The sequence below is a fragment of the Streptomyces sp. NPDC030021 genome, from assembly GCF_055574035.1.
In genome coordinates this window covers 191,433-213,695 of the sequence record NZ_JBVIAH010000017.1, presented here as the reverse complement: position 1 = coordinate 213,695, position 22,263 = coordinate 191,433, and the positions used below count along the sequence as shown (strand labels likewise).

The following is a 22,263-nucleotide window of genomic DNA, read 5'->3' as shown; positions in this document are numbered from 1 at the left end:
GGGAAAACCAGTGAGCGCCACTGCCCCCGCACCTGGCAGACTCACCTGCATGACCACGCTCAAGGCCAAGCTCCAGGAAGACCTCACGACCGCCATCAGGGCGCGCGACGAGCTCCACTCGTCCACGCTGCGCCTGACCCTCTCCGCCATCACCAAGGAGGAGGTCGCGGGCAAGGAGGCACGTGTGCTCTCCGACGAGGAAGTCCTCAAGGTGATCGCCAAGGAGGCGAAGAAGCGCCGCGAGGCCGCGGAGGCCTTCGCCCAGGGCGGCCGTCCCGAGCAGGCCGCGCGCGAGACCGCGGAGGGCGAGTTCCTCGACACGTACCTGCCCAAGCAGCTCAGCGACGACGAGCTCGTCGCGATCGTGGCGCAGGCCGTCGCGGAGGCCAAGGCCGCGGGCGCCGAGGGGCCGCGTGCCATGGGTGCCGTCATGAAGATCGTGAACCCGAAGGTCGCCGGGCTGGCGGATGGCGGGCGGGTCGCCGCCGTCGTCAAGCAGCAGCTCTCGTAGGACCGCGAAGCGCAAAGGGGGAGGGCCCCGGCCGGTCGGCCGGGGCCCTCCCCCTTTCGCATGTCGTGCCGTGCGGCGATAGCTGACCCGCTGACCCGCTGACCGCCACCGGTCAGTCGCGGCCGCCGATCACGCCGCCGGTGTTCGGGTCGATCGAGATCCCGGGGAACGGGGGCTGCGGCTCGACGTCGCCCGTGGCGCCCGTGGCACCTCCGTTGTTTCCGCCGTTCTGACCGCCGGGCCGGCCGCCGGGCTTGCCGTCACCGCCGGGCTTGCCGGGCCGGGTCGGGGTCGTGGGCGGCTTGTTGCCGCGCGGGCCGCCGGAGGGGACGGTCGGCTCCGGGATGCCGACCGTGACGAAGTTCCCCGACTCGCGGCCGGAGAGGGCGCCGCTGACCGCGTCCTTCCAGATGGGGCCGGGCAGACCGCCACCGAAGACCTTCTCGAAGGGCTTGCCGCCGATCACGATGTTCTCCATCGTGATCTTCTTCGCGCCGCCCGAGCCGACCCACACCGCGCCGGAGACGTTCGGCGTGTAGCCGACGAACCAGGCGTTGTAGCGGGAGTCCGTCGTACCGGTCTTGCCGGCGCTGTCGCGGTCGCTCAGACCGGCGCGCTCACCGGTACCGGAGTCGACCACTCCGCGCAGCAGGGTGTTGATGGTGTCGGCCGTCTCGGTGGACATCGCCCGGTCGCACTTGGACTTGGGCACGGCGAGTGCCTTGCCGTGCGCGTCGGTGATCGACTCGATGGCGACGGGCGTGCAGTAGACACCGCGGTTGGCGAAGGTCGCGTACGCGTTGGCCATCGTCAGCGGGGAGAGCTCGGCGGAGCCCAGCGCGATCGACGGGGCCTCGGGGATCTTGGAGCCGTCGGCCGGGACCACGCCGAGCTTCTGCGTCATCTCCGTCACCGGGCAGAGGCCGATCTCGCCGATCATCTCGACGAAGTACGTGTTGATGGACTTCTCCATCGCCGTCCGCAGCGCGTACGGCCCGATCTCGTCCTCGGTCTCGTTCTTCGCCGTCTGAATCTTGCCGTCGATCGGCAGGTTCAGCCACTGCGTGCCGTCGCACTTGGAGATCGGCGTCGGATAGTCGATCTTGTTCGGCGCCTGGTACACCTTGGTCGCCGGCATGCCCCGCTCTATGGCGGCCGCCGCGATGAACGGCTTGAAGGTCGAGCCGACCTGGAAGCCGAAGTTCGAGCCGCCCATCCGCTTGTCCACGGAGTAGTTGATCTGCGTCTCGTTCTTCCCGAAGCCGTACGGCTTGGACTGACCCATCGCCAGCACCCGGCCGGTGCCCGGCTGGACCATGGTCACAGCCGTCGCGATCGAGTCCTCCTGGTAGACGTGGTCCTTGATCGACTCGTTGGCCGCGTCCTGCGACTGCGGGTCCAGGGTGGTGCGTACCGTCAGGCCACCCTGGTTCCAGACCTTCGCCCGGTCCTCGCGCGTCTTGCCGAAGGCCGTGTCGGTCAGGAACGAGTTGCGCACGTAGTCGCAGAAGAAGCCCGCGCCCTTGACGGCGGTGATGCAGCCGTTCTTCGGCTTGGTCACCTTGAGGGTGACCGGCTTCGCCTTCGCCGCGTCGGCCTCCGCCTGCGAGACGTCCTTGGTGTCGGCCATCCGCTGCAGGACGATGTTGCGGCGCTTCGTCGCCTCCTGCGCGTCGTTCACCGGGTCGTACCGGCTCGGCGACTGCACGACGCCCGCGAGCAGCGCGGACTCCTCCAGCGCCAGGTCCTTGGCCGGCTTGCTGAAGTAGCGCTGGGCGGCGGATTCGATTCCGTACGCCTGCTGCCCGAAGTAGGTGATGTTGAGGTAGTTCTCGAGGATCTTCTTCTTCCCGAGCTCCTCCTCGACCTGGATCGAGTACTTCAGCTCGCGGATCTTGCGGCCGAGGCTCTTCTCCTGGGCCTCGCGCACCTTGGTCTCGTCGTCGCCGGCCTCTTCGACGAACACGTTCTTCACGTACTGCTGGGTGAGGGTGGAGGCGCCCTGTGCGGCGCCGCCTTCCTGCGCGTTGCGGTTGACCGCGCGCAGGATGCCCTTGAGGTCGACCGCGCCGTGCTCGTAGAAACGCGAGTCCTCGATGGCGACGATCGCCTTCTGCATGTACGGGGAGATCGCCGTGAGCGGGACCACCTGACGGTCGCGCGAATAGACGGTGGCGATCAAGCCACCCTCGGCGTCCAGAATCGTGGTCCGCTGGCTCAGCGGCGGGGTCTTGAGATTGGCCGGGATCTCATCGAATCCCTCGACCGTCCCCTTGGCCGCCAGGCCCAGGGCGCCTACGGCCGGAATCGCCATGCCGGCCAGTACAACCCCGGAGAGGACGGACACTCCGAGGAACTTGGCGGCCTGCTGGCTCCCCGTGAGCCCGCCGCCCGAGCGCTTCTTTCCCATAGGGGGCAGCCTACGTTCTCATTCGCCGGACACACGCGAATGCCTTGGCCTAAGCTGTCCCCAACTGTCACAGCAGTGTGGTGCGACATCAACCCCTCGGCTTGATTTTCACCCTTCCCGAATGGGGTGGACACATGTCCGAATCTTGCCCCTCTGCTGAAGTAGAACCGACGATTGCACCCGAATTGCCGCAATGGTCGGGCATGTCGCCGGATCACTCCGTCGGGTGATCTGCCGCTTACCCATAGTCCGTTCGGACCATTCAAGATTGGGCCCGTCGGGGGTGTTGCACTGTGCCCGCCTTCCGTAACGTCCTCAACTGGCAGCGGTGAATATGCCGCTACCGCCGTGGGGGAGCCTCGATTCGGGAGAGGACGGCGCCGGGATGGGCTGGGTTACCGACTGGAGTGCGCAGGCAGCCTGCCGCACTACCGATCCGGATGAACTATTCGTTCAAGGAGCGGCACAGAACAGGGCCAAGGCGGTGTGCACCGGATGTCCGGTGCGGACCGAGTGCCTGGCCGACGCGCTCGACAACCGTGTCGAGTTCGGCGTATGGGGCGGAATGACCGAGCGGGAACGGCGTGCGCTGCTGCGCCGGCGTCCCACCGTCACCTCGTGGCGACGGCTGCTTGAAACCGCACGCACGGAGTACGAGCGCAGTACGGGCATCCTCACCATGGATGCAGACGCGGAGATCGACGTGTCGTACGAGACATACGCGGCAGCCGGGTAGATCACACGGCCGCCACGACGTACGAACGCCTACGCTCCGGCCGGTACCCCGGCCGCGAGTCGTTCTCCGATGGCCCGTAGCCCGGCGAGGTCGTGCACATCGCCGGGCAGGGCAGCCACCTCCGCCACCGCCACCTCGGGGTGGAGTGAGGTGAAGCGATCGCGTGTGCGCTGCTCACGCGCGATCACCTGCATTCGTTCCGCGTGCAGGCGCAGCAGGCCTGCCGTGATCCGGTCGACGACCGCGGTATCGCCTTCGGTGCCGGGGGAGCCTGTCTCGGGAGGGTTCGCGGTCTGGGTGGTCCGTGTGCCGTGTGCGGTCTGCGCAGTCTCGGCGGACCCGGCGGTCTCCGCGGTTCCCTTGGGTTCCGCGCCCGAGTCACGAAGTCCAGCTTTCCCGGACTCCTGATCGACAATGCCGCCTTCTTCAAGATTCTCTGCGGCGGCCAACGCCCGCTCGGCGGACAGCTGGTCGGCGCCACTGCCGTGCACCCGGTTCAGTACCAGACCGGCCAGCGGCATGCTCTCCGCGGCCAGCCGTTCCACGAAGTACGCCGCCTCGCGCAGGGCGTCCGCCTCGGGCGCGGCGACCACCAGGAAGGCCGTGCCGGGAGCCTGGAGCAGCCGGAAGGTCGCGTCCGCGCGCGTGCGGAAGCCGCCGAACATCGTGTCCATCGCGGCCACGAAGGTCTGGACGTCCTTCAGCAGCGAGGCCCCCATCAGCTTGCTGAGGGTGCCGGTCATCATCGACATGCCGACATTCAGGAACTTCATCCCGGCTCGGCCGCCCACCTTCGCCGGAGCCATCAGCACCCGGATGAACTTCCCGTCCAGGAAGGACCCGAGCCGCTTCGGCGCGTCCAGGAAGTCCAGCGCGGACCGGCTCGGCGGGGTGTCGACGATGATCAGGTCCCAGTCGTCCCGGGCCCGCAGCTGCCCCAGCTTCTCCATCGCCATGTACTCCTGCGTGCCCGCGAAGCCGGCCGACAGCGACTGGTAGAAGGGGTTGGCGAGGATGGCCTTGGCCCGCTCGCCGTCCGCGTGCGCCTCGACGATCTCGTCGAAGGTCCGCTTCATGTCCAGCATCATGGCGTGCAGTTCGCCGTCCCCCGCGCCTACGGTCTCCACCTTCCGCGGGGTGTTGTCCAGCGAGTCGATCCCCATCGACTGCGCGAGCCGCCGCGCCGGGTCGATGGTGAGCACGACGGCCTTGCGCCCGCGCCCGGCCGCCCGTACGCCGAGCGCCGCGGCCGTGGTGGTCTTGCCGACCCCGCCCGCGCCGCAGCACACGATGATCCGGGTCTCCCGGTCGTCCAACAGCCGGTCGACCGCCAGCCGCGGCGGAGTGTCCATGCTCACGGTGTCCACCCCCTCGCTCATTCGGCCACCGACTGCTTCCGCAATTCCTTGGCCAGCGCGTACAGCCCGGCCAGATCCATCCCCGCGCCGAGCAGGGGCAGTTCGTACGTCGGCAGGTCCAGCCCCGCCAGTGCGGCGCGCTGCGCGCGCTCCAGCTCCACCCGGCTCGCGTGCTCGGCCGCCTGGGTGAGCAGCGGGTCCACCAGCCGCTCGGCCAGCCCGCCGCGCCGCGCGCCGCCGAGGCCCGCCCGGGACAGCGACTTCGCCACCTCGGCGCGGTGGTCGCCGGCCGCGGTGCGCAGGGTGTCCTCGTCCAGGTGGTGCGGCCGGACCATGTTGACGACGACCCGCCCGACGGGCAGTCCGGCCCGGCGCAGTTCCTCGATGCCGTCCGCGGTCTCCTGGACGGGCATCTCCTCCAGGAGGGTGACCAGGTGCACGGCGGTCTCGGGGGACTTGAGGACCTTCATGACGGCCTGGGCCTGGTTGTGGATCGGCCCGAACCGGGCCAGGCCCGCCACCTCGTCGTTGACGTTCAGGAACCGGGTGATCCGCCCGGTCGGCGGCGCGTCCATGATCACGTGGTCGTAGACGTACCGGCCGGTCCTGTCCTTGCGCCGCACCGCCTCGCACGCCTTGCCGGTCAGCAGCACGTCGCGCAGCCCGGGAGCGATGGTCGTCGCGAAGTCGATGGCGCCGAGCTTCTTGAGCGCGCGGCCGGCCGAGCCGAGCTTGTAGAACATCTGGAGGTAGTCCAGCAGCGCCCGTTCGGCGTCGATGGCGAGCGCGTAGACCTCACCGCCCCCGCCGGGCGCCACGGCGATCTTCCGTTCCTCGTAGGGGAGTGCCTCGGCGCCGAAGAGCTGCGCGAGCCCCTGCCTGCCCTCGACCTCCACCAGAAGAGTCCGGCCGCCCTCGCGTGCGAGGGCAAGCGCGAGTGCTGCGGCGACCGTGGTCTTGCCGGTGCCGCCCTTGCCGCTGACCACCTGGAGCCTGCTCACAGCGTCCGAGCCTAATTCCTCGGGTTCGACTCCGGTGGTGCCGGGTGGTTCTGCCGGAGTGTTCGGGGGTGAGCTCCGTTACGTCCGTGCCGGATGGGCCCGGTCCGGATCCGGTCGGGGTCCGGTCGGGGTCCGTGCCCGGGTCCGTGCCGGGGTGGTCCGGCGCCTGCCCGGGTGAGGTGTCCGGCCGTCGGTTCCGGGGGCGGCATGCGCCCCGCACGACAGGCACTACCCTCGCTCCCATGACCAAGAAGTTCGAATATGCGACGGTCCCGCTGCTGGTTCACGCCACCAAGCAGATCCTGGACACCTGGGGCGAGGACGGCTGGGAGCTCGTCCAGGTCGTGCCCGGCCCGAACAACCCCGAGCAGCTCGTGGCCTACCTCAAGCGGGAGAAGGCATGAGCGCTGTAGAGGCGAAGCTGGCCGAGCTCGGCCTGACGCTCCCGGGCGTCGTCCCGCCGCTGGCCGCGTACCAGCCCGCCGTGCGGTCGGGCTCGTACGTCTTCACCGCGGGTCAGCTCCCGATGGTCAAGGGCAGCATGCCGATCACCGGCAAGGTCGGCGCCGAGGTCTCGGCGGAGCAGGCCAAGGAGCTGGCGGCGATCTGCGCGCTGAACGCCCTGGCCGCCGTCAAGTCCGTCGTCGGTGACCTCGACAAGATCGCGCGTGTCGTGAAGGTCGTCGGCTTCATCGCCTCCGCCCCCGACTTCACGGCCCAGCCGGGCGTGCTGAACGGTGCGAGCGAGCTGCTGGGCGAGGTCCTCGGCGAGAAGGGCGTCCACGCCCGCAGCGCGGTCGGCGTGGCGGTCCTGCCGCTGGACGCGCCGGTCGAGGTCGAGATCCAGGTGGAACTGGTCGCCGGAGCCTGACCTCTCGCTTCCGCCGGGACGGGCCGGGTCGCGCACCGCGCGATTCCCGGCCCGTCCCGCGTGGTGCCTCCGGGCGGCCGGATCGCCCGTGCCGGCCACCCGGGCCGGCCGCCCGTGTCGGCCACCGGGACGGGTGACCCTCGAACATCGAGCCGGATGGCCGTAGCATCCGGCCATGCCGAATGGTCAGCATGGTCAGCAGCAGCCCCCCGCCGGAGGCCAGTGGTACCCGCCGGAGTGGCCCGACCGCATCCGCGCGCTCGCGGACGGCTCGCTCGTCCCGGTGGAGCCGCGGCGCGCCGCCACCGTGATGCTCCTGCGCGACACCCCCGACGGTCCCGCCGTGCACATGCTGCGCAGGCGAGCCTCCATGGCCTTCGCCGGGGGCGCGTACGCCTATCCGGGCGGCGGGGTCGATCCCCGCGACGAGGAGCACCAGGTCGGCTGGGCGGGGCCCTCCCGGGAGAACTGGGCGGCCCGGCTCGGGACCGACCCCCTCACCGCCCAGGCCATCGTCTGCGGCGCCGTACGGGAGACCTTCGAGGAGGCGGGCGTCCTGCTCGCCGGACAGACCCCGGACGAGATCGTCGGTGACACCACCGGCGACGACTGGGAGGCCGACCGGCAGGCGCTGGTGGCGCGGGAGCTGTCCTTCGCGGAGTTCCTCGACCGCCGCGGCCTGCGGCTGCGTTCCGACCTGCTCGGGGCCTGGGCGCGCTGGATCACCCCCGAGTTCGAGCCGCGCCGTTACGACACCTGGTTCTTCGTCGCCGCCCTCCCCGAGGGCCAGCGCACCCGCAACGCCTCCACCGAGGCCGACCGGACCGTGTGGATCCGCCCGGCCGACGCGGCCGCCGGATACGACAAGGGCGAGCTGCTGATGATGCCGCCGACCATCTCCACGCTGCGGTCGCTGGAGCCCTACGGGAGCGCCGGGGGCGCGCTCGCCGCCGCGGCCGAGCAGGACCTCGCCCCGGTGCTGGCCCAGGCCACGCTGGAGGACGGCGAGCTGGTGCTCAGCTGGCCGGGGCACGACGAGTTCACCAAGCGCGTCCGCCCCGGACGTCCCGCAGGTCCCGCCGATCCTGCAGGTCCCGCCGATCCCGCTGGTCCCGGAGGCCCCGCATGACCGACGCCGCCGCACTGCCCGGACAGCCCCGCGGAGTGGTCACCTCCGGGCCCGCGACCGCCCGCGCGGTGAACGTCCTGGCTCCCAACGCCTCCGCGATGACCCTCGACGGCACCAACACCTGGCTGGTGTCCGAGCCCGGATCCGACCTCGCCGTCGTGATCGATCCCGGCCCACTGGACGACATACACCTGCGGGCGGTCATCGCCACCGCCGAGCAGGCGGGCAAGCGGATCGCCCTCACCCTGCTCACCCACGGCCACCCGGACCACGCCGAGGGCGCAGGCCGCTTCGCCGAGCTCACCCGTACGAAGGTCCGCGCCCTGGATCCGGCCCTGCGCCTCGGCGACGAGGGCCTGGCCGCCGGGGACGTGATCCGGACGGGCGGGCTGGAGCTGCGCGTGGTGCCGACCCCGGGCCACACCAGCGACTCGCTCTGCTTCCACCTGCCCGCCGACCGGGCCGTGCTGACCGGCGACACCATCCTGGGCCGCGGCACCACCGTCGTCGCCCACCCCGACGGCCGCCTCGGCGACTACCTGGACTCCCTGCGCCGCCTGCGCTCGCTCACCGTGGACGACGGGGTGCACACCGTCCTGCCGGGCCACGGGCCGGTCCTGGAGGACGCGCAGGGCGCCGTCGAGTACTACCTGGCCCACCGCGCGCACCGCCTCGCCCAGGTCGAGACCGCCGTCGAGAACGGCTGCCTGACCCCGGAGGCGGTCGTCGCCCAGGTCTACGCGGACGTGGACCGCTCCCTGTGGCCGGCCGCGGAATGGTCCGTCCGGGCGCAGCTGGAGTACCTTCAAGATCACGGACTGATCCCGGGAGGGCCTGAATGAACACCGTGTTCCTACTGGTCATGCTGGTTGCGACGGCCGGATGGATCACCTCGACGGTGACCCTCCGGGTGCAGAGCCTCCAGAACAAGGCGGACCGCATGGAGCGCCGCCTGGCCCTGGTGCTGGACCACTTCGGCATCGAGGAGCCGGAGCCGGCCGGGATGGACGAGGTACGGGCCCATCTGAGGGCCGACCGGCAGATCTCGGCGATCAAGGAGTACCGCCGGATCACCGGCGCGGGCCTGGCAGAGGCCAAGCTGGCCGTCGACGCCCTTGCCGAGGCCGAGAAGGCCTGAGCGGGCGCGGGCCGCCCGAGCCGTCCCGGGGCCGCCGGAGCCGCTGGGGCCGCCGCCCCCGGCGTTCAGCCCTGGCGCGGCGTCTTCGTGCCGTGCCGGGCCGTGTACTCGTCCGCCAGCCACGGCCCGAGGTCCTCGACGTAACCGCGCAGGACCTCCGGGTCCGCGACGGGATCCAGTGCGACGGCGGCCGCGGCCTCCAGCTGCGCCGCGCGTTCCGGGTAGTACATGCCGAAGATCTCCGCGGACTCGCCGAGGTCGCTGGTCCAGCCGCCCCACCGCGGCATGACCAGCGTGAAGGCGGTGCGCACCAGGTGCCGGGAGAAGCGGCGGCTCAGCTTCCGGTACTCCTCCGGGGTGGACGCCTCCCGCACCCGCGTCCGCCACCCGGGCAGCAGGTCGGCCAGGTCGCCGTTGGTCTCGCGGGCGAGCAGGCTGTCCGGGCGGTAGCGCGGCAGGTGCTCGGCCAGGTCCGCGCCGAGCAGCGGGGTGCACAGGCAGGCGAGGAACCAGCCCAGGTCGAATCGTTCCGCCTCGCTCAGCACGGCGACCTTGTCCCAGAGCAGGATGCCGACCCCGTCGACCTCCGGGAAGTCCTCGTCGAGCCCGCGGGCGAGCACCTCGGCGGTGTCCCGGTCCTCGTCGGAGGGCTCGTGGTGCAGTACGAGCAGCAGGTCCAGGTCCGACCGCCCGGGCCGGGCCGTCCCCCGCGGCACGGACCCGTAGAGGTACGCGCTGTGCAGCCGTCGGCCGTACGCCTCGGCGGTCCGGGCCCGCGCGGCCGCCACGACGCCCTTGAACCCGCTCTGCACCCGCCCGAGGGACCCCTCCCGCTCGAAGTACCCGTACGCGTCCAGCCCTCTGTGCCCCATGGCTCCACTGTGCCCGGCCGCCCGCCCGGGGCGGCGGACCGAACGCCGTGCGTCGGCCGGACCGGGCTCCGCGGGTGCTTGTCGCGCCCGGGAAACGCCAAGGGGCCCTGCCCGGTCGGGCAGGACCCCTTCGAACGGCTGTGGCCGGCGTCAGCGGGAGCGCTTCGCGAGGCGCTCCACGTCGAGCAGGATGACCGCACGCGCCTCCAGGCGCAGCCAGCCGCGGCCCGCGAAGTCGGCCAGGGCCTTGTTCACGGTCTCGCGCGAGGCGCCGACGAGCTGGGCCAGCTCCTCCTGCGTGAGGTCGTGCACCACGTGGATGCCCTCCTCCGACTGCACGCCGAAGCGGCGCGACAGGTCGAGGAGCGCCCGCGCCACACGGCCGGGAACGTCGGAGAAGACCAGGTCGGACATCTGGTCGTTGGTCTTGCGCAGACGGCGGGCGACGGCGCGCAGCAGCGCGGTCGCGACCTCGGGCCGGGCGTTGAGCCAAGGCTGGAGGTCACCGTGGCCGAGGCCGAGGAGCTTGACCTCGGTCAGCGCGGTGGCGGTGGCGGTGCGCGGGCCCGGGTCGAAGAGCGACAGCTCGCCGATCAGCTCGCCGGGGCCGAGGACGGCCAGCATGTTCTCGCGGCCGTCGGGGGAGGTGCGGTGGAGCTTCACCTTGCCCTCGGTCACGACATACAGCCGGTCGCCGGGGTCGCCCTCGTGGAACAGGGCGTCACCGCGTGCGAGGGTCACCTCGCCCATGGAGGCGCGGAGCTCCGCGGCCTGCTCGTCATCGAGCGCCGCGAAGAGCGGGGCGCGCCGCAGAACGTCGTCCACGAGTCTCTCTCCTATGTCGACCAGCTCAGGGGACCGTGCTCCCCATTTTGCCGGACGGCTCAAACAGTGCGATCAATCACAAGGATGCCGGACGGACGGGCGTGCTGTGCGGCGAGAGGCCAATCGGAGTGGTGTTACCTGAGGTCCGGGCGGGTGTCAGCGGTCGGCCTTAGGCTGGCCGGGTGTCCAATAAGCCGGTGAGAGCACAGGCCAAGGGGTCCGCCGGAGTGACGGAGCCCCCAAATTCTGCCGTGGGCGAACATGTCCCAGTGAAGACGCCCGCGAGGGTCGCGGCCACCCCACAGGGCAAAGTTTCGGCCAAGAAACCGAAGCCGGCCAAGCCGGAATCGCACCTGGCCATGGTGCGCAGGGCGCGGCGCATCAACCGCGAGCTGGCCGAGATCTATCCGTACGCCCATCCGGAGCTCGACTTCCGCAATCCCTTCGAGCTGCTCGTCGCGACGGTGCTGTCCGCGCAGACCACCGACCTTCGGGTGAACCAGACGACCCCGGCCCTCTTCGCGGCCTACCCGACCCCCGAGGACATGGCCGCGGCCGCCCCCGAGGATCTGGAGGAGCTGATCCGGCCGACCGGGTTCTTCCGGGCCAAGTCGAGGTCCCTGCTCGGCCTCTCGCAGGCCCTGCGGGACAACTTCGGCGGGGAGGTGCCGGGCCGGATCGAGGACCTGGTGACGCTGCCCGGAGTGGGCCGCAAGACCGCGAACGTGGTCCTCGGCAATGCGTTCGGTGTCCCGGGGATCACGGTGGACACCCATTTCGGCCGGCTGGTGCGCCGCTGGAAGCTGACCGAGCAGGAGGACCCGGAGAAGGTCGAGGCGGAGATCTGTGCGATCTTCCCGAAGAGCGAGTGGACGATGCTCTCGCACCGGGTCGTCTTCCACGGCCGCCGGATCTGCCACTCGCGCAAGCCCGCCTGCGGGGCCTGCCCGATCGCCCCGCTCTGCCCGGCGTACGGGGAGGGCGAGACCGACCCGGAGAAGGCGAAGAAGCTGCTCAAGTACGAGAAGGGCGGCCAGCCGGGCCAGCGGCTGACCCCGCCCCCGGACTACCCGGGCCTCCCGGCCCCGCCGCTGGGCGGGGCCGTGGCGGCGCCGTAGCGGGTGCCCGGAGGCGGCGGTGCGGGGGGTGGGGACGCGGGTGCGTGGGGGCGTGAAGACCTGTGGACTCGGGGAGTTAGGAACGATTCGGTACCCGGACCGCGTTTGTGGTGTGGGAGACGGCGCTGGACAGGACGACGCGGACAGAGGTGCCTATGACGCGCGGTACACGGGACGAGACCGGAACCACGGTGGGAGCCCGCGAGGGCGGCGGCCCGGCCGTCACCACCGACGGCCTGCCCGTATGGCTCGACCCCGTCGTCGAGGCGGCCCGGTCCGTCCAGCCGGGGCAGCTGAGCCGGTTCCTGCCGCCCGAGGACGGTCGCGGGCGGCAGTCCGCCGTGCTCGTCCTCTTCGGGGAGGGCGCCCGCGGCCCCGAGCTGCTCCTGATGGAGCGCGCCGGCACCCTGCGCTCGCACGCGGGCCAGCCGTCCTTCCCCGGCGGCGCGCTGGATCCGGAGGACGGCGATCCGCACACCACCGGCCCCCTGCGTGCCGCGCTGCGCGAGGCCGAGGAGGAAACCGGACTTGATCCTTCCGGTGTGCAGCTCTTCGGCGTGCTGCCCCGGCTCTACATCCCGGTCAGCGAGTTCGTCGTGACCCCGGTGCTCGGCTGGTGGCGCGACCCCAGCCCGGTCGGAGCCGTGGACCTCGCCGAGACGGCGCGGGTCTTCACGGTTCCCGTGGCCGATCTCACGGATCCCGAACACCGGGTCATGACCGTTCATCCGAGCGGCCACCTGGGGCCGGGATTCACCGTCGAATCGGCTCTGGTCTGGGGTTTCACCGCCGGGGTGATCGATCGGATCCTGCACTTCGCGGGCTGGGAGCGTCCGTGGGACCGCTCACGGCAGGTCCCACTCGACTGGCGCGCATGAGACGGTGGCCCACGTGAACGTGCTGGACATCCTGTTGCTGCTCGCCGCCGTATGGTTCGCGATCGTCGGCTATCGCCAGGGGTTCGTCGTCGGCATCCTGTCGGTGATCGGCTTCCTCGGCGGTGGTCTCCTCGCCGTGTCCCTGCTCCCGCTGATCTGGGACCGGGTGACGGACAACGGCACCCAGGTGTCCACCACGGTCGTCGTGATCTCCGTGGTCGTGATCATCATCTTCGCCTCGATCGGCCAGGCCCTGACCACCCATCTCGGGAGCAGACTCCGCCGCAAGATCACCTGGTCGCCGGCGCGCGCGCTCGACGCGACCGGCGGTGCCCTGGTCAACGTGGTCGCGATGCTGCTCGTGGCATGGCTGATCGGGCTGCTGGTGGCCCAGACCGCCCTGCCCAGCGTGGGCAAGGAGGTCCGTAACTCCAAGGTCCTCCTCGGCGTGTCGCGGGTGCTGCCCGACCAGGCGGACACCTGGTTCTCGGACTTCAGCTCCACCCTCGCGCGCAACGGCTTCCCCCAGGTGTTCAGCCCGTTCTCCAACGAGCCCATCACCGAGGTGAAGGCGCCCGATCCGACGCTCGCCAGCAGCCCCGTCGCCGAGCTGGCGAAGCGCTCGATCGTGAAGGTCGTCGGTACCGCGCCCAGCTGCAGCAAGGTGCTGGAGGGCACGGGCTTCGTCTTCGCGCCCGGCAAGGTGATGACCAACGCGCATGTCGTCGGCGGGGTCAGCGAGCCGACCGTGCAGATCGGCGGCGAGGGCAGGCTGTACGACGCCAAGGTCGTGCTCTACGACTGGGCGCGCGACATCGCCGTCCTGGACGTGCCGAAGCTGAAGGCCCCGGTGCTGGAGTTCTCCGAGAAGGACGCGGCGAGCGGCAACGACGCGATCGTCGCCGGCTTCCCGGAGAACGGCGGGTACGACGTCAGGTCGGCCCGTGTCCGCGGGCGGATCAACGCCAACGGCCCGGACATCTACCACCGGGGTACGGTCCGACGGGACGTCTACTCGCTGTACGCGACGGTCCGCCAGGGCAACTCCGGCGGTCCGCTGCTGACGCCCGACGGCAGGGTGTACGGAGTCGTCTTCGCGAAGTCCCTCGACGACCCCAACACCGGTTATGTGCTGACGGTGGACGAGATCCGCGACGACATCCGGGTCGGCAAGGACGCCGTACGCCGGGTCGACAGCCAGGGCTGCGCGCTCTGAGACGCCGCTCCCGCCGGGTCCCTACGTCCGTGGATGGCGCAGGCGCGCGGAGACCCAGCGGGCCCGTCGGCGCAGGATGAGCGGAATCCCGAGGCGGGGGTCGTGGCCGTGCCGGCCGGCCCTCTCGTGGGTGCCCGGCGTAGCTGCCGAGCGGCGTTCGTGCGCGGTGTCACCGTAGTCGTGCGTCCAGCTCATACTCCGAGCTCTGCCCGTGGCCCAAGGTCCGTAATCCCGTCAGGGGCGGCCAATTGGCCTATGCGCCAGGCAATTGAATGCTCGTAAGACAAGCGCACGATCGAACTCCCGCCTCTTCAGAGGGCGGTCGCCGGGTACGTGTCCGTTCCGCGGCCCGTCCGGCGGCCCGTCCGGCGGCGGGCGGCCGGCCGTCGCGTCAGCGGTCCGGCTCGGGGTCCTTGAGCCAGTTCACCAGCTCTGACGAGAAGGCGACCGGGTCCTCCTCGTGCGGGAAGTGCCCGAGCCCGTCGAACAGCCGCCACCTGTACGGGGCTTCGACGTACTCCCCGGAACCGGCCGCGCTGCGCGTACGCATCACGGGGTCGAGCGAGCCGTGCAGATGCAGCGTCGGCACCCGCACCGGACGCTTCATCCGCCGGTTGAACTGGATCCCGTCGGGCCGCGCCATCGACCGCATCATCCAGCGGTACGGCTCGATCGAGCAGTGCGCGGTGGACGGGATGCACATGGCCCGCCGGTACACGGCCAGATCCTCGTCCTCGGGCGGCCGCGGACCCGACCAGTCCCGGATCAGCTCCCCTACGAGCGCCCCGCCGTCGGCGACGAGCTGCCGCTCGGGAACGAACGGCCGCTGGAAGCCCCAGATGTGTGAACTCGCCCGGGTCTGCCCGAAGTCCGACAGCATCGCCGAGCGCCAGCGGCGCGGATGCGGCATGGAGGAGACCACGAGCCGGCGCACCAGCTTGGGCCGCATCACGGCCGCCGTCCAGGCGAGGTACCCGCCCAGGTCGTGCCCGACGAGCGCGGCGTCCGGCTCGCCGAGGGACCGTACGACTCCGGTGATGTCGAGCGCCAGGTTCGCGGGGTCGTAGCCGCGCGGGGTGCGGTCGCTGCCGCCCACCCCGCGCAGGTCCATCGCGACCGCCCGGTACCCGGCGTCGGCGAGCGCGGTCATCTGGTGCCGCCAGGTCCACCAGAACTGCGGGAAGCCGTGGAGCAGCAGCACCAGCGGCCCGTCACCGAGCTCGGCGACGTGGAAGCGGGCGCCGTTCGCGGCGACGTCCCGGTGCGTCACCGCCTGCCCGCCGGGGAGGTCGAGCCGTACCGCCGTGGCAGCCGTGGGAGGAACGCTGGAGTCCGGCGTGGGCGCTGTCATGAGGACGAGCGTGCCACACCCACAGCCTTGTCACTCACCGGCCGGGGGTGCGGCTTGACGGTCCCGACCAGCGCGGCGGTCTGCTTGACGGAGGCGATGGACTTCTCCGGCGGCTTGACCTTCTTGAACTTCCGTACGGCGATCAGCGTGAGCACGCCAGCGATCAGCAGGAACGCGCTGCCGACGATGAGGAAGGACCACGCGAGCCCGAGCCCGAGGTTGTGGATCCCGTATGCCGCGGCGAAGGTCAGCACCGGGAGGGAGAAGACCGCGAACACTCCTGCGGCGGCGATGGAGGCGGATCCGCTGCCCACGCGCTTGACGTCCTCGCGGATCTCCGCCTTGGCGAGGGCGATCTCGTCGTGCACCAGCGCGGACATCTCGGCGGTGGCCGAGGCGACCAGCTGGCCGAGTGTGAGCTCGGCTCCCTGCGCCTCTTGGTCCACTGCGCTCATCGCTCTCTCCCTCTGTCGTCTGCTGCCGGTCGGCACGGCTGTCTGTCCTGCGTCGTCTGTCAGATCATGCCGGACGGTCGCCGTCGGTGGTGGACCCGGCCGCGGTTTGGAGCGAGGTGGCGGACTCCTTCTCGGCCTTGCGGCGGTGTTCCGCGGCCCGGTCCTCGTAGATCTTGGCCATCCGCAGGTGGTACGCGGGGTTGTGCTCCTCGTAGATGTCCGGGATGCCGTCGTGGTCCTCGTCGCGCTCCTCGGCCTCGATGAGCGCCCGGTACGTGCGGTTGCGGAGCTTGAGCATGACGGACGCGACCACGGCGGCGATCAGGGAGCCGATCAGGACGGCCGCCTTGACCTCGTCGGTGAGGACCGGGTCGTCGGTGAAGGCGAGTTCGCCGATCAGGAGGGAGACCGTGAAGCCGATGCCGGCGAGCGAGGCCACGGCGAGCACGTCCGGCCAGGCGAGGTCCTCGTTGAGCTCGGCCTTGGTGAAGCGGGCGGCCAGCCAGGTGCCGCCGAAGATGCCCACCGTCTTGCCGATGACGAGGCCGAGCACCACGCCGAGGGTCTCGGGCCGGGTGAAGACCTGGGCAATGGCCTTGTCGGAGAGGGAGACACCGGCGGAGAAGAGGGCGAAGAGGGGTACGGCGAGACCGGCCGAAATCGGCCGGACCAGGTGCTCGATGTGCTCGCCGGGGGACTGCCGCTCGCCGTCCTGGCAGGTGCAGCGCAGCATCAGGCCCATGGCGACGCCGGCGATGGTGGCGTGGACACCGCTGTTGTACATCAGGCCCCAGATGACCAGGGCGAGGGGAACGTAGACGTACCAGCCGTGGACACCCCGGCGGAGCAGGAACCAGAAGAGGGCGAGGCCCACGAACGCGCCGCCGAGCGCGAGGAAGTCGATCTCGCTGGTGAAGAACACCGCGATGATCAGGATGGCGAAGAGGTCGTCGACGACCGCGAGGGTCAGCAGGAAGGCGCGCAGGGCCGACGGCAGCGAGGTGCCGATGACGGCGAGGACGGCGAGCGCGAAGGCGATGTCGGTGGCGGTCGGGACGGCCCAGCCGTCCGTGGAGCCGTTGCCCACGATGTTGACGAGTACGTAGACCAGTGCGGGTACGGCCATGCCGCACAGGGCGGCGATCACCGGGAGCGCGGCCGCTCTGGCATCGCGCAGATCGCCCGCGACGAGCTCGCGCTTGAGCTCGATGCCGGCGACGAAGAAGAAGATGGCGAGGAGTCCGTCGGCCGCCCAGTGCTGGAGCGAGAGGTCCAGGCCGAGGGAGGCGGGGCCGATGTGGAAGGACCGGACCTCGGCGTAGCTCTCCGAGATGGCGGGGATGTTCGCCCACAGGAGGGCGGCGATCGCGGCCACGAGCAGCAATACGCCGCCGACGGTCTCGGTGCGCAGGGCATCGCCGACGAAGCGGAGCTCGGGCAATGAGAGGCGGCCGAGCAGCTTGGGGCTCTTGTGGTCGGTGGGGCTGGGCGCGGCCACGAGGGGACACCTCCGGGGGGCGGTTGGACGGCATGGCGAAGCTCATTGCCGACCAGACTTCCCGGCGCACCCTGTGATCTTTTTACGCTTTCAATATTTTACAGGGTGTACGCGAGGACGTATCCGGTGATCATCACTTTAAGTGCGAAAGGGGCACCCGGCGCGCCGCGCCGGGTGCCCCTTTCGGTGTGTCCCGTGTGTTCCGTGTGTTTCGGTCTGTCCTGAGCGGTGGGCCTCGGCCCGTGGCTCAGTCCTCGCTGCCGGCGGCCGGGAGCTTGCTCTGGATCAGGTCCATGACCGAGGAGTCGGCGAGCGTGGTGACGTCACCGACCGCGCGGTTCTCCGCCACGTCGCGCAGCAGACGGCGCATGATCTTGCCCGAGCGGGTCTTCGGCAGTTCCTGGACCGGCAGGATCCGCTTCGGCTTGGCGATCGGGCCCAGCGTGCTGCCCACGTGGTTGCGCAGGTCCGCGACCAGGTTCTCGGTCTCGGAGGCGCTGCCGCGCAGGATGACGAAGGCGACGATGGCCTGACCGGTGGTCTCGTCGTTGGCGCCGACCACGGCCGCCTCGGCGACCGAGGGGTGCGAGACGAGGGCCGACTCGACCTCGGTGGTCGAGATGTTGTGGCCGGACACCAGCATCACGTCGTCCACCCGGCCGAGCAGCCAGATGTCGCCGTCGTCGTCCTTCTTGGCGCCGTCGCCCGCGAAGTACTTGCCCTCGAAACGCGACCAGTAGGTGTCGATGAACCGCTGGTCGTCGCCCCAGATGGTGCGCAGCATCGACGGCCACGGCTCGGTGAGGACCAGGTAGCCACCCCCGCCGTTCGGGACCTCGTGCGCCTCGTCGTCCACGACGGTGGCGGAGATTCCGGGCAGGGCGCGCTGTGCGGAGCCCGGCTTGGTGGCGGTGACGCCCGGCAGCGGGGAGATCATCATCGCGCCGGTCTCGGTCTGCCACCAGGTGTCCACGATCGGGCAGCGGTCGCCGCCGATGTGCTTGCGGTACCAGATCCAGGCCTCGGGGTTGATCGGCTCGCCGACGGAGCCCAGCACGCGCAGGCTCGACAGGTCGAACTTCGCGGGGATGTCGTCGCCCCACTTCATGAACGTACGGATGGCCGTGGGCGCCGTGTAGAGGATGGTCACCCCGTACTTCTGGACGACCTCCCAGAACCGGCCCTGATGCGGGGTGTCGGGGGTGCCCTCGTACATCACCTGGGTTGCGCCGTTCGCGAGCGGCCCGTAGACGATGTAGGAGTGCCCGGTCACCCAGCCGATGTCGGCGGTGCACCAGTAGACGTCGGTCTCCGGCTTCAGGTCGAAGACCGCGTGGTGGGTGTACGCGGCCTGCGTGAGGTAGCCGCCGGAGGTGTGCAGGATGCCCTTGGGCTTACCCGTGGTCCCCGAGGTGTAGAGGATGAAGAGCGGGTGCTCGGCGTCGAAGGGCTGCGGGGTGTGCTCGGCGGACTGCCGGCCGACCACGTCGTGCCACCAGACGTCGCGGCCCTCGGTGAAGGCGGTGTCCTGACCGGTGCGGCGCACGACGAGCACGTGCTCGACCTGCGGACACTTGGTGACGGCCTCGTCGATGGCGGGCTTCAGGGCGGTGGGCTTGCCGCGGCGGTAGCCGCCGTCGGCGGTGATGACCAGCTTGGCGTCGGCGTCCTGGATGCGGGAGGCGACGGCGTCGGCGGAGAAACCGCCGAAGACCACGGAGTGCGCGGCGCCGACGCGGGCGCACGCGAGCATCGCGACGACCGCCTCGGGGATCATCGGCAGGTAGACGGCGACCCGGTCGCCGGCCTCGACACCCAGCTCGGTCAGGGCGTTGGCGGCCTTGGAGACCTCGTCCTTGAGCTCGGCGTAGGTGATCGCGCGGCTGTCGCCGGGCTCGCCCTCGAAGTGGATGGCGACGCGGTCGCCGTTGCCGGCCTCGACGTGTCGGTCCACGCAGTTGTACGCGACGTTCAGCTTGCCGTCCGCGAACCACTTCGCGAAGGGCGGGTTCGACCAGTCGAGCGTCTCGGTCGGCTCGGTGGCCCAGGTCAGCCGCCGGGCCTGCTCGGCCCAGAAGCCCAGCCGGTCCGCGTCGGCCTGTGCGTACGCAGCCTCGGTCACATTGGCGGCGGCGGCCAGATCGGCGGGCGGTGCGAACCGCCGCTCCTCCTTGAGCAGATTGGCCAGGCTCTCATTGCTCACGACATCTCCCTTTCCCAGGGTGTCCGTTGTGTCCCCGGGCATAGCTCATCAGTCAGCGGCCCAGGTGACAAGGGGTAGCCGAGAATTGGTTTAGACCTATATCACGACCTGGTCCGCGCGAGAACGGAGTGCGAATGGCCCCTCCCCGCTGCAGGGGGCGGGAAGGGGCCAAACGAGTGCACGAATACGGGAGGGTATCGGTTCAGGCGTGCTGGCCCACGCTGTCGAAGACCCGGCAGTCGAAGAAGTCCTGGCCCTCGGAGAGGAGGTACGCCTGCGCCTCGCCCACGTGGAAGTACATCCCGTGCAGCTCCAGGGTGCCCTCGGCGAGCCGCCTGGCCACCGATTCGTGGGCCCGCAGATGCTCCAGCTGCTGGACCACGTTGGTCAGGCACAGCTGCTCGACCGCGTCCGCCGGGAGCCGGCCCGAGATCCGGGCCCAGGCGTGGTGGCGGCTGGCCATCCGCTCCAGGCTGGGCAGCCCGTGCTTCAGCCAGCGCCGCAGCGGGGTCATCGGGGCACCGGGCGTGGAGGAGAGCAGCGCCTGCATGGCGCCGCAGCCCGAGTGCCCGCACACCGTGATGCTGTCCACCTGCAGTACGTCCACGGCGTACTCGATGGCCGCGGCGACGGAGTCGTCGGTGGACTCCGCGCCGGGCAGCGGGACCAGATTGCCGACATTGCGGACCGTGAACAGGTCGCCCGGCCCACTGGCCGTGATCATGCTGGTCACCAGGCGGGAGTCCGCGCAGGTGAGGAAGAGCTGGGAGGGCCGCTGCCCCTCGCGGGCCAGCCGGGCCAGCTCCTCCCGTACGTGGGGTGCGGTGTCGCGCTGGAAGGCGCCGATCCCACTGGCCAGTTGGCCCGCGCCGCGCCGCCGGGGCGTGGGCGAGCCGGCCTGCCCGTCGGCGGCCTCCGTCTTCGCCTCGGTGGCCGCCGCGGCTGCCTTGGCCGCGTCCGCGGCGGTGATCGTACGGGTACCCGCGGGGCGGTGGTCGCAGTGGTTCTGCCAGGGCGTCCAGGGGCGGCAGCACTGGTGCCCGCCGCGCTGCGGCGCGCGGCGGGACCGGTCCGCGTGGTGGCTTGCGCCGGCGGGCCCGTCGTCGGGCGCGGTTCCGGCCGTGGCTCCGGTCACGGCTTCGGGCAGCCGCGCAGACGATCCGGCGCGGCCGGTGACCTCCAGCGAGCCCCCGTGCGCCAGATGGGAGTCCTGCCAGTCGTGCAGCGTCTCGTAGGCCGCGTGGTCCATGAACGAGCCGTCCAGCTCGACCACCGCGTGCCCGTCGTGCGGGATCTGGTTCAGCACCCGGCTCAGCCGGGGCACCGCGAGGAAGGTCAACTGCCCTCGGGCCCGCACCCGGTGGGCCCCGCTGTCCAGTCGCTCCACGGTGATCCGGGTCCGGGTGAGCCGGTACAGGGCCAGCGCGACGGCCACCGCGATACCGATGGCCACGCCCTCCAGGACCCCGCCGAGCACCACGGCGACGATGGTCGTGCCGTAGACCAGGATCTCCCGGTGCCGGGTGACACTGCGCAGGTGCGTGATGTTGACCATCTGCACGCCGACCGCCATCACCAGGGCGGCCAGCGCGGCGAGCGGGATCAGGTCGAGGACCGGGACCAGCAGCCCGGCCGCGAGCAGTACCCACAGTCCGTGCAGCATGGACGACTTCCGGCTGACCGCACCGGACTTGACGTTCGCCACGCTGCGGACCGCCACCCCCGTGACGGGCAGCCCGCCCAGCGCGCCGGAGACGATGTTCGCCGCGCCCTGGCCGCGCAGCTCCCGGTTGAGGTCGGCACGCGGCGGGCGGTTGCCCGTACGCCGCTCGGAGGCGATCAGCTTGTCGGTCGCGACGGCGGAGAGCAGCGATTCCACGCTGCCGACCAGGGTGATGGTCAGTACCGCGGCGATCAGACCGAGGACCGGCCCCTCGGGCAGTTCGGGCAGGGCGTGGCTGCGCCAGGACGGCAGGTCCACCCGCGGCAGGCTGAGCCCGGCCAGCGTGGCGAAGGCGGTGGCCGTGGCGACGGCGGCGAGGGTCGCCGGCACCTTGCGCAGGGCGCGGCCCACCCGTCCGGGCAGCCGGGGCCAGCCGAGCAGGACGATCAGGGTCAGCACGCTGATGCCCAGCGCGACCGGGTGCAGATCGGCCAACTGGCCCGGCAGCCCGAGGACGTTGGCCACGGCGTTGCTCTGCGGTGTGCCGCCGAGCACGATGTGCAGCTGGGCCAGTGCGATGGTCACGCCGATGCCCGCGAGCATGCCGTGCACGATGGCCGGGCTGACCATGAGCGCCGAGCGGGCGGTGCGCAGGGCGGCGAGGCCGAGCTGGCAGAGGCCGGCGAGCACGGTGATGGCGCAGGTGGTGCGCCATCCGTAGTGCTGGATCAACTCGGCGGTGACCACGGTGAGTCCGGCGGCCGGGCCGCTCACCTGGAGCGGAGCGCCACCGAGCCGCCCGGCGACGATCCCGCCGACTGCTGCGGCGACGAGCCCCGCCTGGAGCGGGGCGCCGGTGGCCAGGGCGATGCCGAGCGAGAGGGGCAGGGCGATCAGGAAGACGGCGATGGAGGCGGAGAGATCTGCGGGGAGGTCCTTGCGGATCTCTTGGGTGGTGCGTGAGGGGGAGGTGGCTGTCATGGGTTCCCGTCTCCTCGGGGGGAGGGATGAAGCGGCGGGAGTCTCAACA

General features: G+C 71.0%; 21 protein-coding genes. 10 read left to right on the top strand and 11 right to left on the bottom strand.

Annotated elements, in window-relative coordinates:
• The first annotated feature begins 49 nt into the window (after positions 1-49).
• Positions 50-511 carry a GatB/YqeY domain-containing protein gene (locus ACZ4YL_RS29865; RefSeq protein WP_468120849.1) on the top strand — a complete coding sequence of 154 codons (462 nt, stop codon included), beginning with the start codon at positions 50-52 and terminating at the stop codon, positions 509-511.
• Positions 512-623: 112 nt separating this feature from the next.
• On the opposite strand, the gene ACZ4YL_RS29860 is transcribed toward ACZ4YL_RS29865, so the two are convergent.
• On the bottom strand, positions 624-2,921 hold the full coding sequence (locus ACZ4YL_RS29860) for a transglycosylase domain-containing protein (RefSeq protein WP_468120847.1): 2,298 nt from the start codon (positions 2,919-2,921) through the stop codon (positions 624-626).
• A 385-nt stretch (positions 2,922-3,306) separates the two neighbouring features.
• Here ACZ4YL_RS29860 and ACZ4YL_RS29855 point away from each other — a divergent pair, with 385 nt between their 5' ends.
• Positions 3,307-3,657: a WhiB family transcriptional regulator gene (locus ACZ4YL_RS29855; protein WP_030009547.1), complete on the top strand. Its 351-nt coding sequence runs from the start codon at positions 3,307-3,309 to the stop codon at positions 3,655-3,657.
• Between the two features lie 29 nt (positions 3,658-3,686).
• Here the strand turns inward: ACZ4YL_RS29855 and bagB are convergent, their stop codons facing one another.
• Together bagB and bagA are read right to left on the bottom strand one after the other, a co-directional pair.
• Complete coding sequence (gene bagB, locus ACZ4YL_RS29850; protein WP_468120869.1) at positions 3,687-5,009, bottom strand: ATPase BagB; 1,323 nt, start codon at positions 5,007-5,009, stop codon at positions 3,687-3,689.
• A 23-nt stretch (positions 5,010-5,032) separates the two neighbouring features.
• Entirely contained in the window at positions 5,033-6,016 is a 984-nt protein-coding gene (gene bagA / locus ACZ4YL_RS29845) for an ATPase BagA (protein WP_468120845.1), read from the bottom strand.
• 242 nt (positions 6,017-6,258) lie between these two features.
• Here bagA and ACZ4YL_RS29840 point away from each other — a divergent pair, with 242 nt between their 5' ends.
• The 5 genes from ACZ4YL_RS29840 (at position 6,259) to ACZ4YL_RS29820 (ending at position 9,154) form a co-directional block, all read left to right on the top strand.
• The gene (locus ACZ4YL_RS29840; protein WP_007264966.1) at positions 6,259-6,420 is read left to right on the top strand and encodes a DUF4177 domain-containing protein; all 162 of its coding nucleotides are present in this window, start codon (positions 6,259-6,261) and stop codon (positions 6,418-6,420) included.
• Positions 6,417-6,887: a RidA family protein gene (locus ACZ4YL_RS29835; protein ID WP_030726704.1), complete on the top strand. Its 471-nt coding sequence runs from the start codon at positions 6,417-6,419 to the stop codon at positions 6,885-6,887. Before ACZ4YL_RS29840 ends, ACZ4YL_RS29835 begins: the two co-directional genes overlap by 4 nt.
• 175 nt (positions 6,888-7,062) lie before the next feature.
• Positions 7,063-8,016 carry an NUDIX hydrolase gene (locus ACZ4YL_RS29830; RefSeq protein WP_468120843.1) on the top strand — a complete coding sequence of 318 codons (954 nt, stop codon included), beginning with the start codon at positions 7,063-7,065 and terminating at the stop codon, positions 8,014-8,016.
• Positions 8,013-8,858 carry an MBL fold metallo-hydrolase gene (locus ACZ4YL_RS29825; RefSeq protein ID WP_030726710.1) on the top strand — a complete coding sequence of 282 codons (846 nt, stop codon included), beginning with the start codon at positions 8,013-8,015 and terminating at the stop codon, positions 8,856-8,858. Before ACZ4YL_RS29830 ends, ACZ4YL_RS29825 begins: the two co-directional genes overlap by 4 nt.
• Complete coding sequence (locus ACZ4YL_RS29820; RefSeq protein ID WP_351147957.1) at positions 8,855-9,154, top strand: hypothetical protein; 300 nt, start codon at positions 8,855-8,857, stop codon at positions 9,152-9,154. Before ACZ4YL_RS29825 ends, ACZ4YL_RS29820 begins: the two co-directional genes overlap by 4 nt.
• A 65-nt stretch (positions 9,155-9,219) precedes the next feature.
• Here the strand turns inward: ACZ4YL_RS29820 and ACZ4YL_RS29815 are convergent, their stop codons facing one another.
• Together ACZ4YL_RS29815 and ACZ4YL_RS29810 are read right to left on the bottom strand one after the other, a co-directional pair.
• On the bottom strand, positions 9,220-10,026 hold the full coding sequence (locus ACZ4YL_RS29815) for a nucleotidyltransferase domain-containing protein (RefSeq protein ID WP_468120841.1): 807 nt from the start codon (positions 10,024-10,026) through the stop codon (positions 9,220-9,222).
• Positions 10,027-10,176: 150 nt separating this feature from the next.
• Complete coding sequence (locus ACZ4YL_RS29810) at positions 10,177-10,851, bottom strand: Crp/Fnr family transcriptional regulator (RefSeq protein WP_003981529.1); 675 nt, start codon at positions 10,849-10,851, stop codon at positions 10,177-10,179.
• Between the two features lie 269 nt (positions 10,852-11,120).
• Between ACZ4YL_RS29810 and nth the strand changes: the two genes are divergently transcribed.
• The 3 genes from nth to ACZ4YL_RS29795 all read left to right on the top strand — a co-directional run bounded on the left by nth (position 11,121) and on the right by ACZ4YL_RS29795 (position 14,063).
• Positions 11,121-11,969: an endonuclease III gene (gene nth / locus ACZ4YL_RS29805; RefSeq protein WP_468120840.1), complete on the top strand. Its 849-nt coding sequence runs from the start codon at positions 11,121-11,123 to the stop codon at positions 11,967-11,969.
• Positions 11,970-12,124: 155 nt separating this feature from the next.
• Positions 12,125-12,847, top strand: coding sequence for an NUDIX hydrolase (locus tag ACZ4YL_RS29800; protein ID WP_468120838.1), 723 nt, complete (start codon positions 12,125-12,127; stop codon positions 12,845-12,847).
• A 13-nt stretch (positions 12,848-12,860) separates the two neighbouring features.
• Complete coding sequence (locus tag ACZ4YL_RS29795; RefSeq protein ID WP_468120837.1) at positions 12,861-14,063, top strand: MarP family serine protease; 1,203 nt, start codon at positions 12,861-12,863, stop codon at positions 14,061-14,063.
• Positions 14,064-14,084: 21 nt separating this feature from the next.
• Here the strand turns inward: ACZ4YL_RS29795 and ACZ4YL_RS29790 are convergent, their stop codons facing one another.
• From ACZ4YL_RS29790 to ACZ4YL_RS29765, 6 genes are all read right to left on the bottom strand, one after another.
• Positions 14,085-14,258, bottom strand: coding sequence for a hypothetical protein (locus tag ACZ4YL_RS29790; protein WP_189743888.1), 174 nt, complete (start codon positions 14,256-14,258; stop codon positions 14,085-14,087).
• Positions 14,259-14,454: 196 nt separating this feature from the next.
• Positions 14,455-15,414: an alpha/beta fold hydrolase gene (locus ACZ4YL_RS29785; protein ID WP_030010121.1), complete on the bottom strand. Its 960-nt coding sequence runs from the start codon at positions 15,412-15,414 to the stop codon at positions 14,455-14,457.
• The gene (locus ACZ4YL_RS29780) at positions 15,411-15,869 is read right to left on the bottom strand and encodes a phage holin family protein (protein ID WP_030010122.1); all 459 of its coding nucleotides are present in this window, start codon (positions 15,867-15,869) and stop codon (positions 15,411-15,413) included. The genes ACZ4YL_RS29785 and ACZ4YL_RS29780 overlap by 4 nt, the downstream gene beginning before the upstream one ends.
• Positions 15,870-15,933: 64 nt before the next feature.
• Positions 15,934-17,367 carry a Na+/H+ antiporter NhaA gene (nhaA, locus tag ACZ4YL_RS29775; RefSeq protein WP_468120834.1) on the bottom strand — a complete coding sequence of 478 codons (1,434 nt, stop codon included), beginning with the start codon at positions 17,365-17,367 and terminating at the stop codon, positions 15,934-15,936.
• 247 nt (positions 17,368-17,614) lie between these two features.
• Positions 17,615-19,612, bottom strand: coding sequence for an acetate--CoA ligase (gene acs, locus ACZ4YL_RS29770; RefSeq protein ID WP_468120832.1), 1,998 nt, complete (start codon positions 19,610-19,612; stop codon positions 17,615-17,617).
• 160 nt (positions 19,613-19,772) lie between these two features.
• Complete coding sequence (locus ACZ4YL_RS29765; protein ID WP_468120830.1) at positions 19,773-22,214, bottom strand: SulP family inorganic anion transporter; 2,442 nt, start codon at positions 22,212-22,214, stop codon at positions 19,773-19,775.
• Positions 22,215-22,263 lie beyond the last annotated feature (49 nt).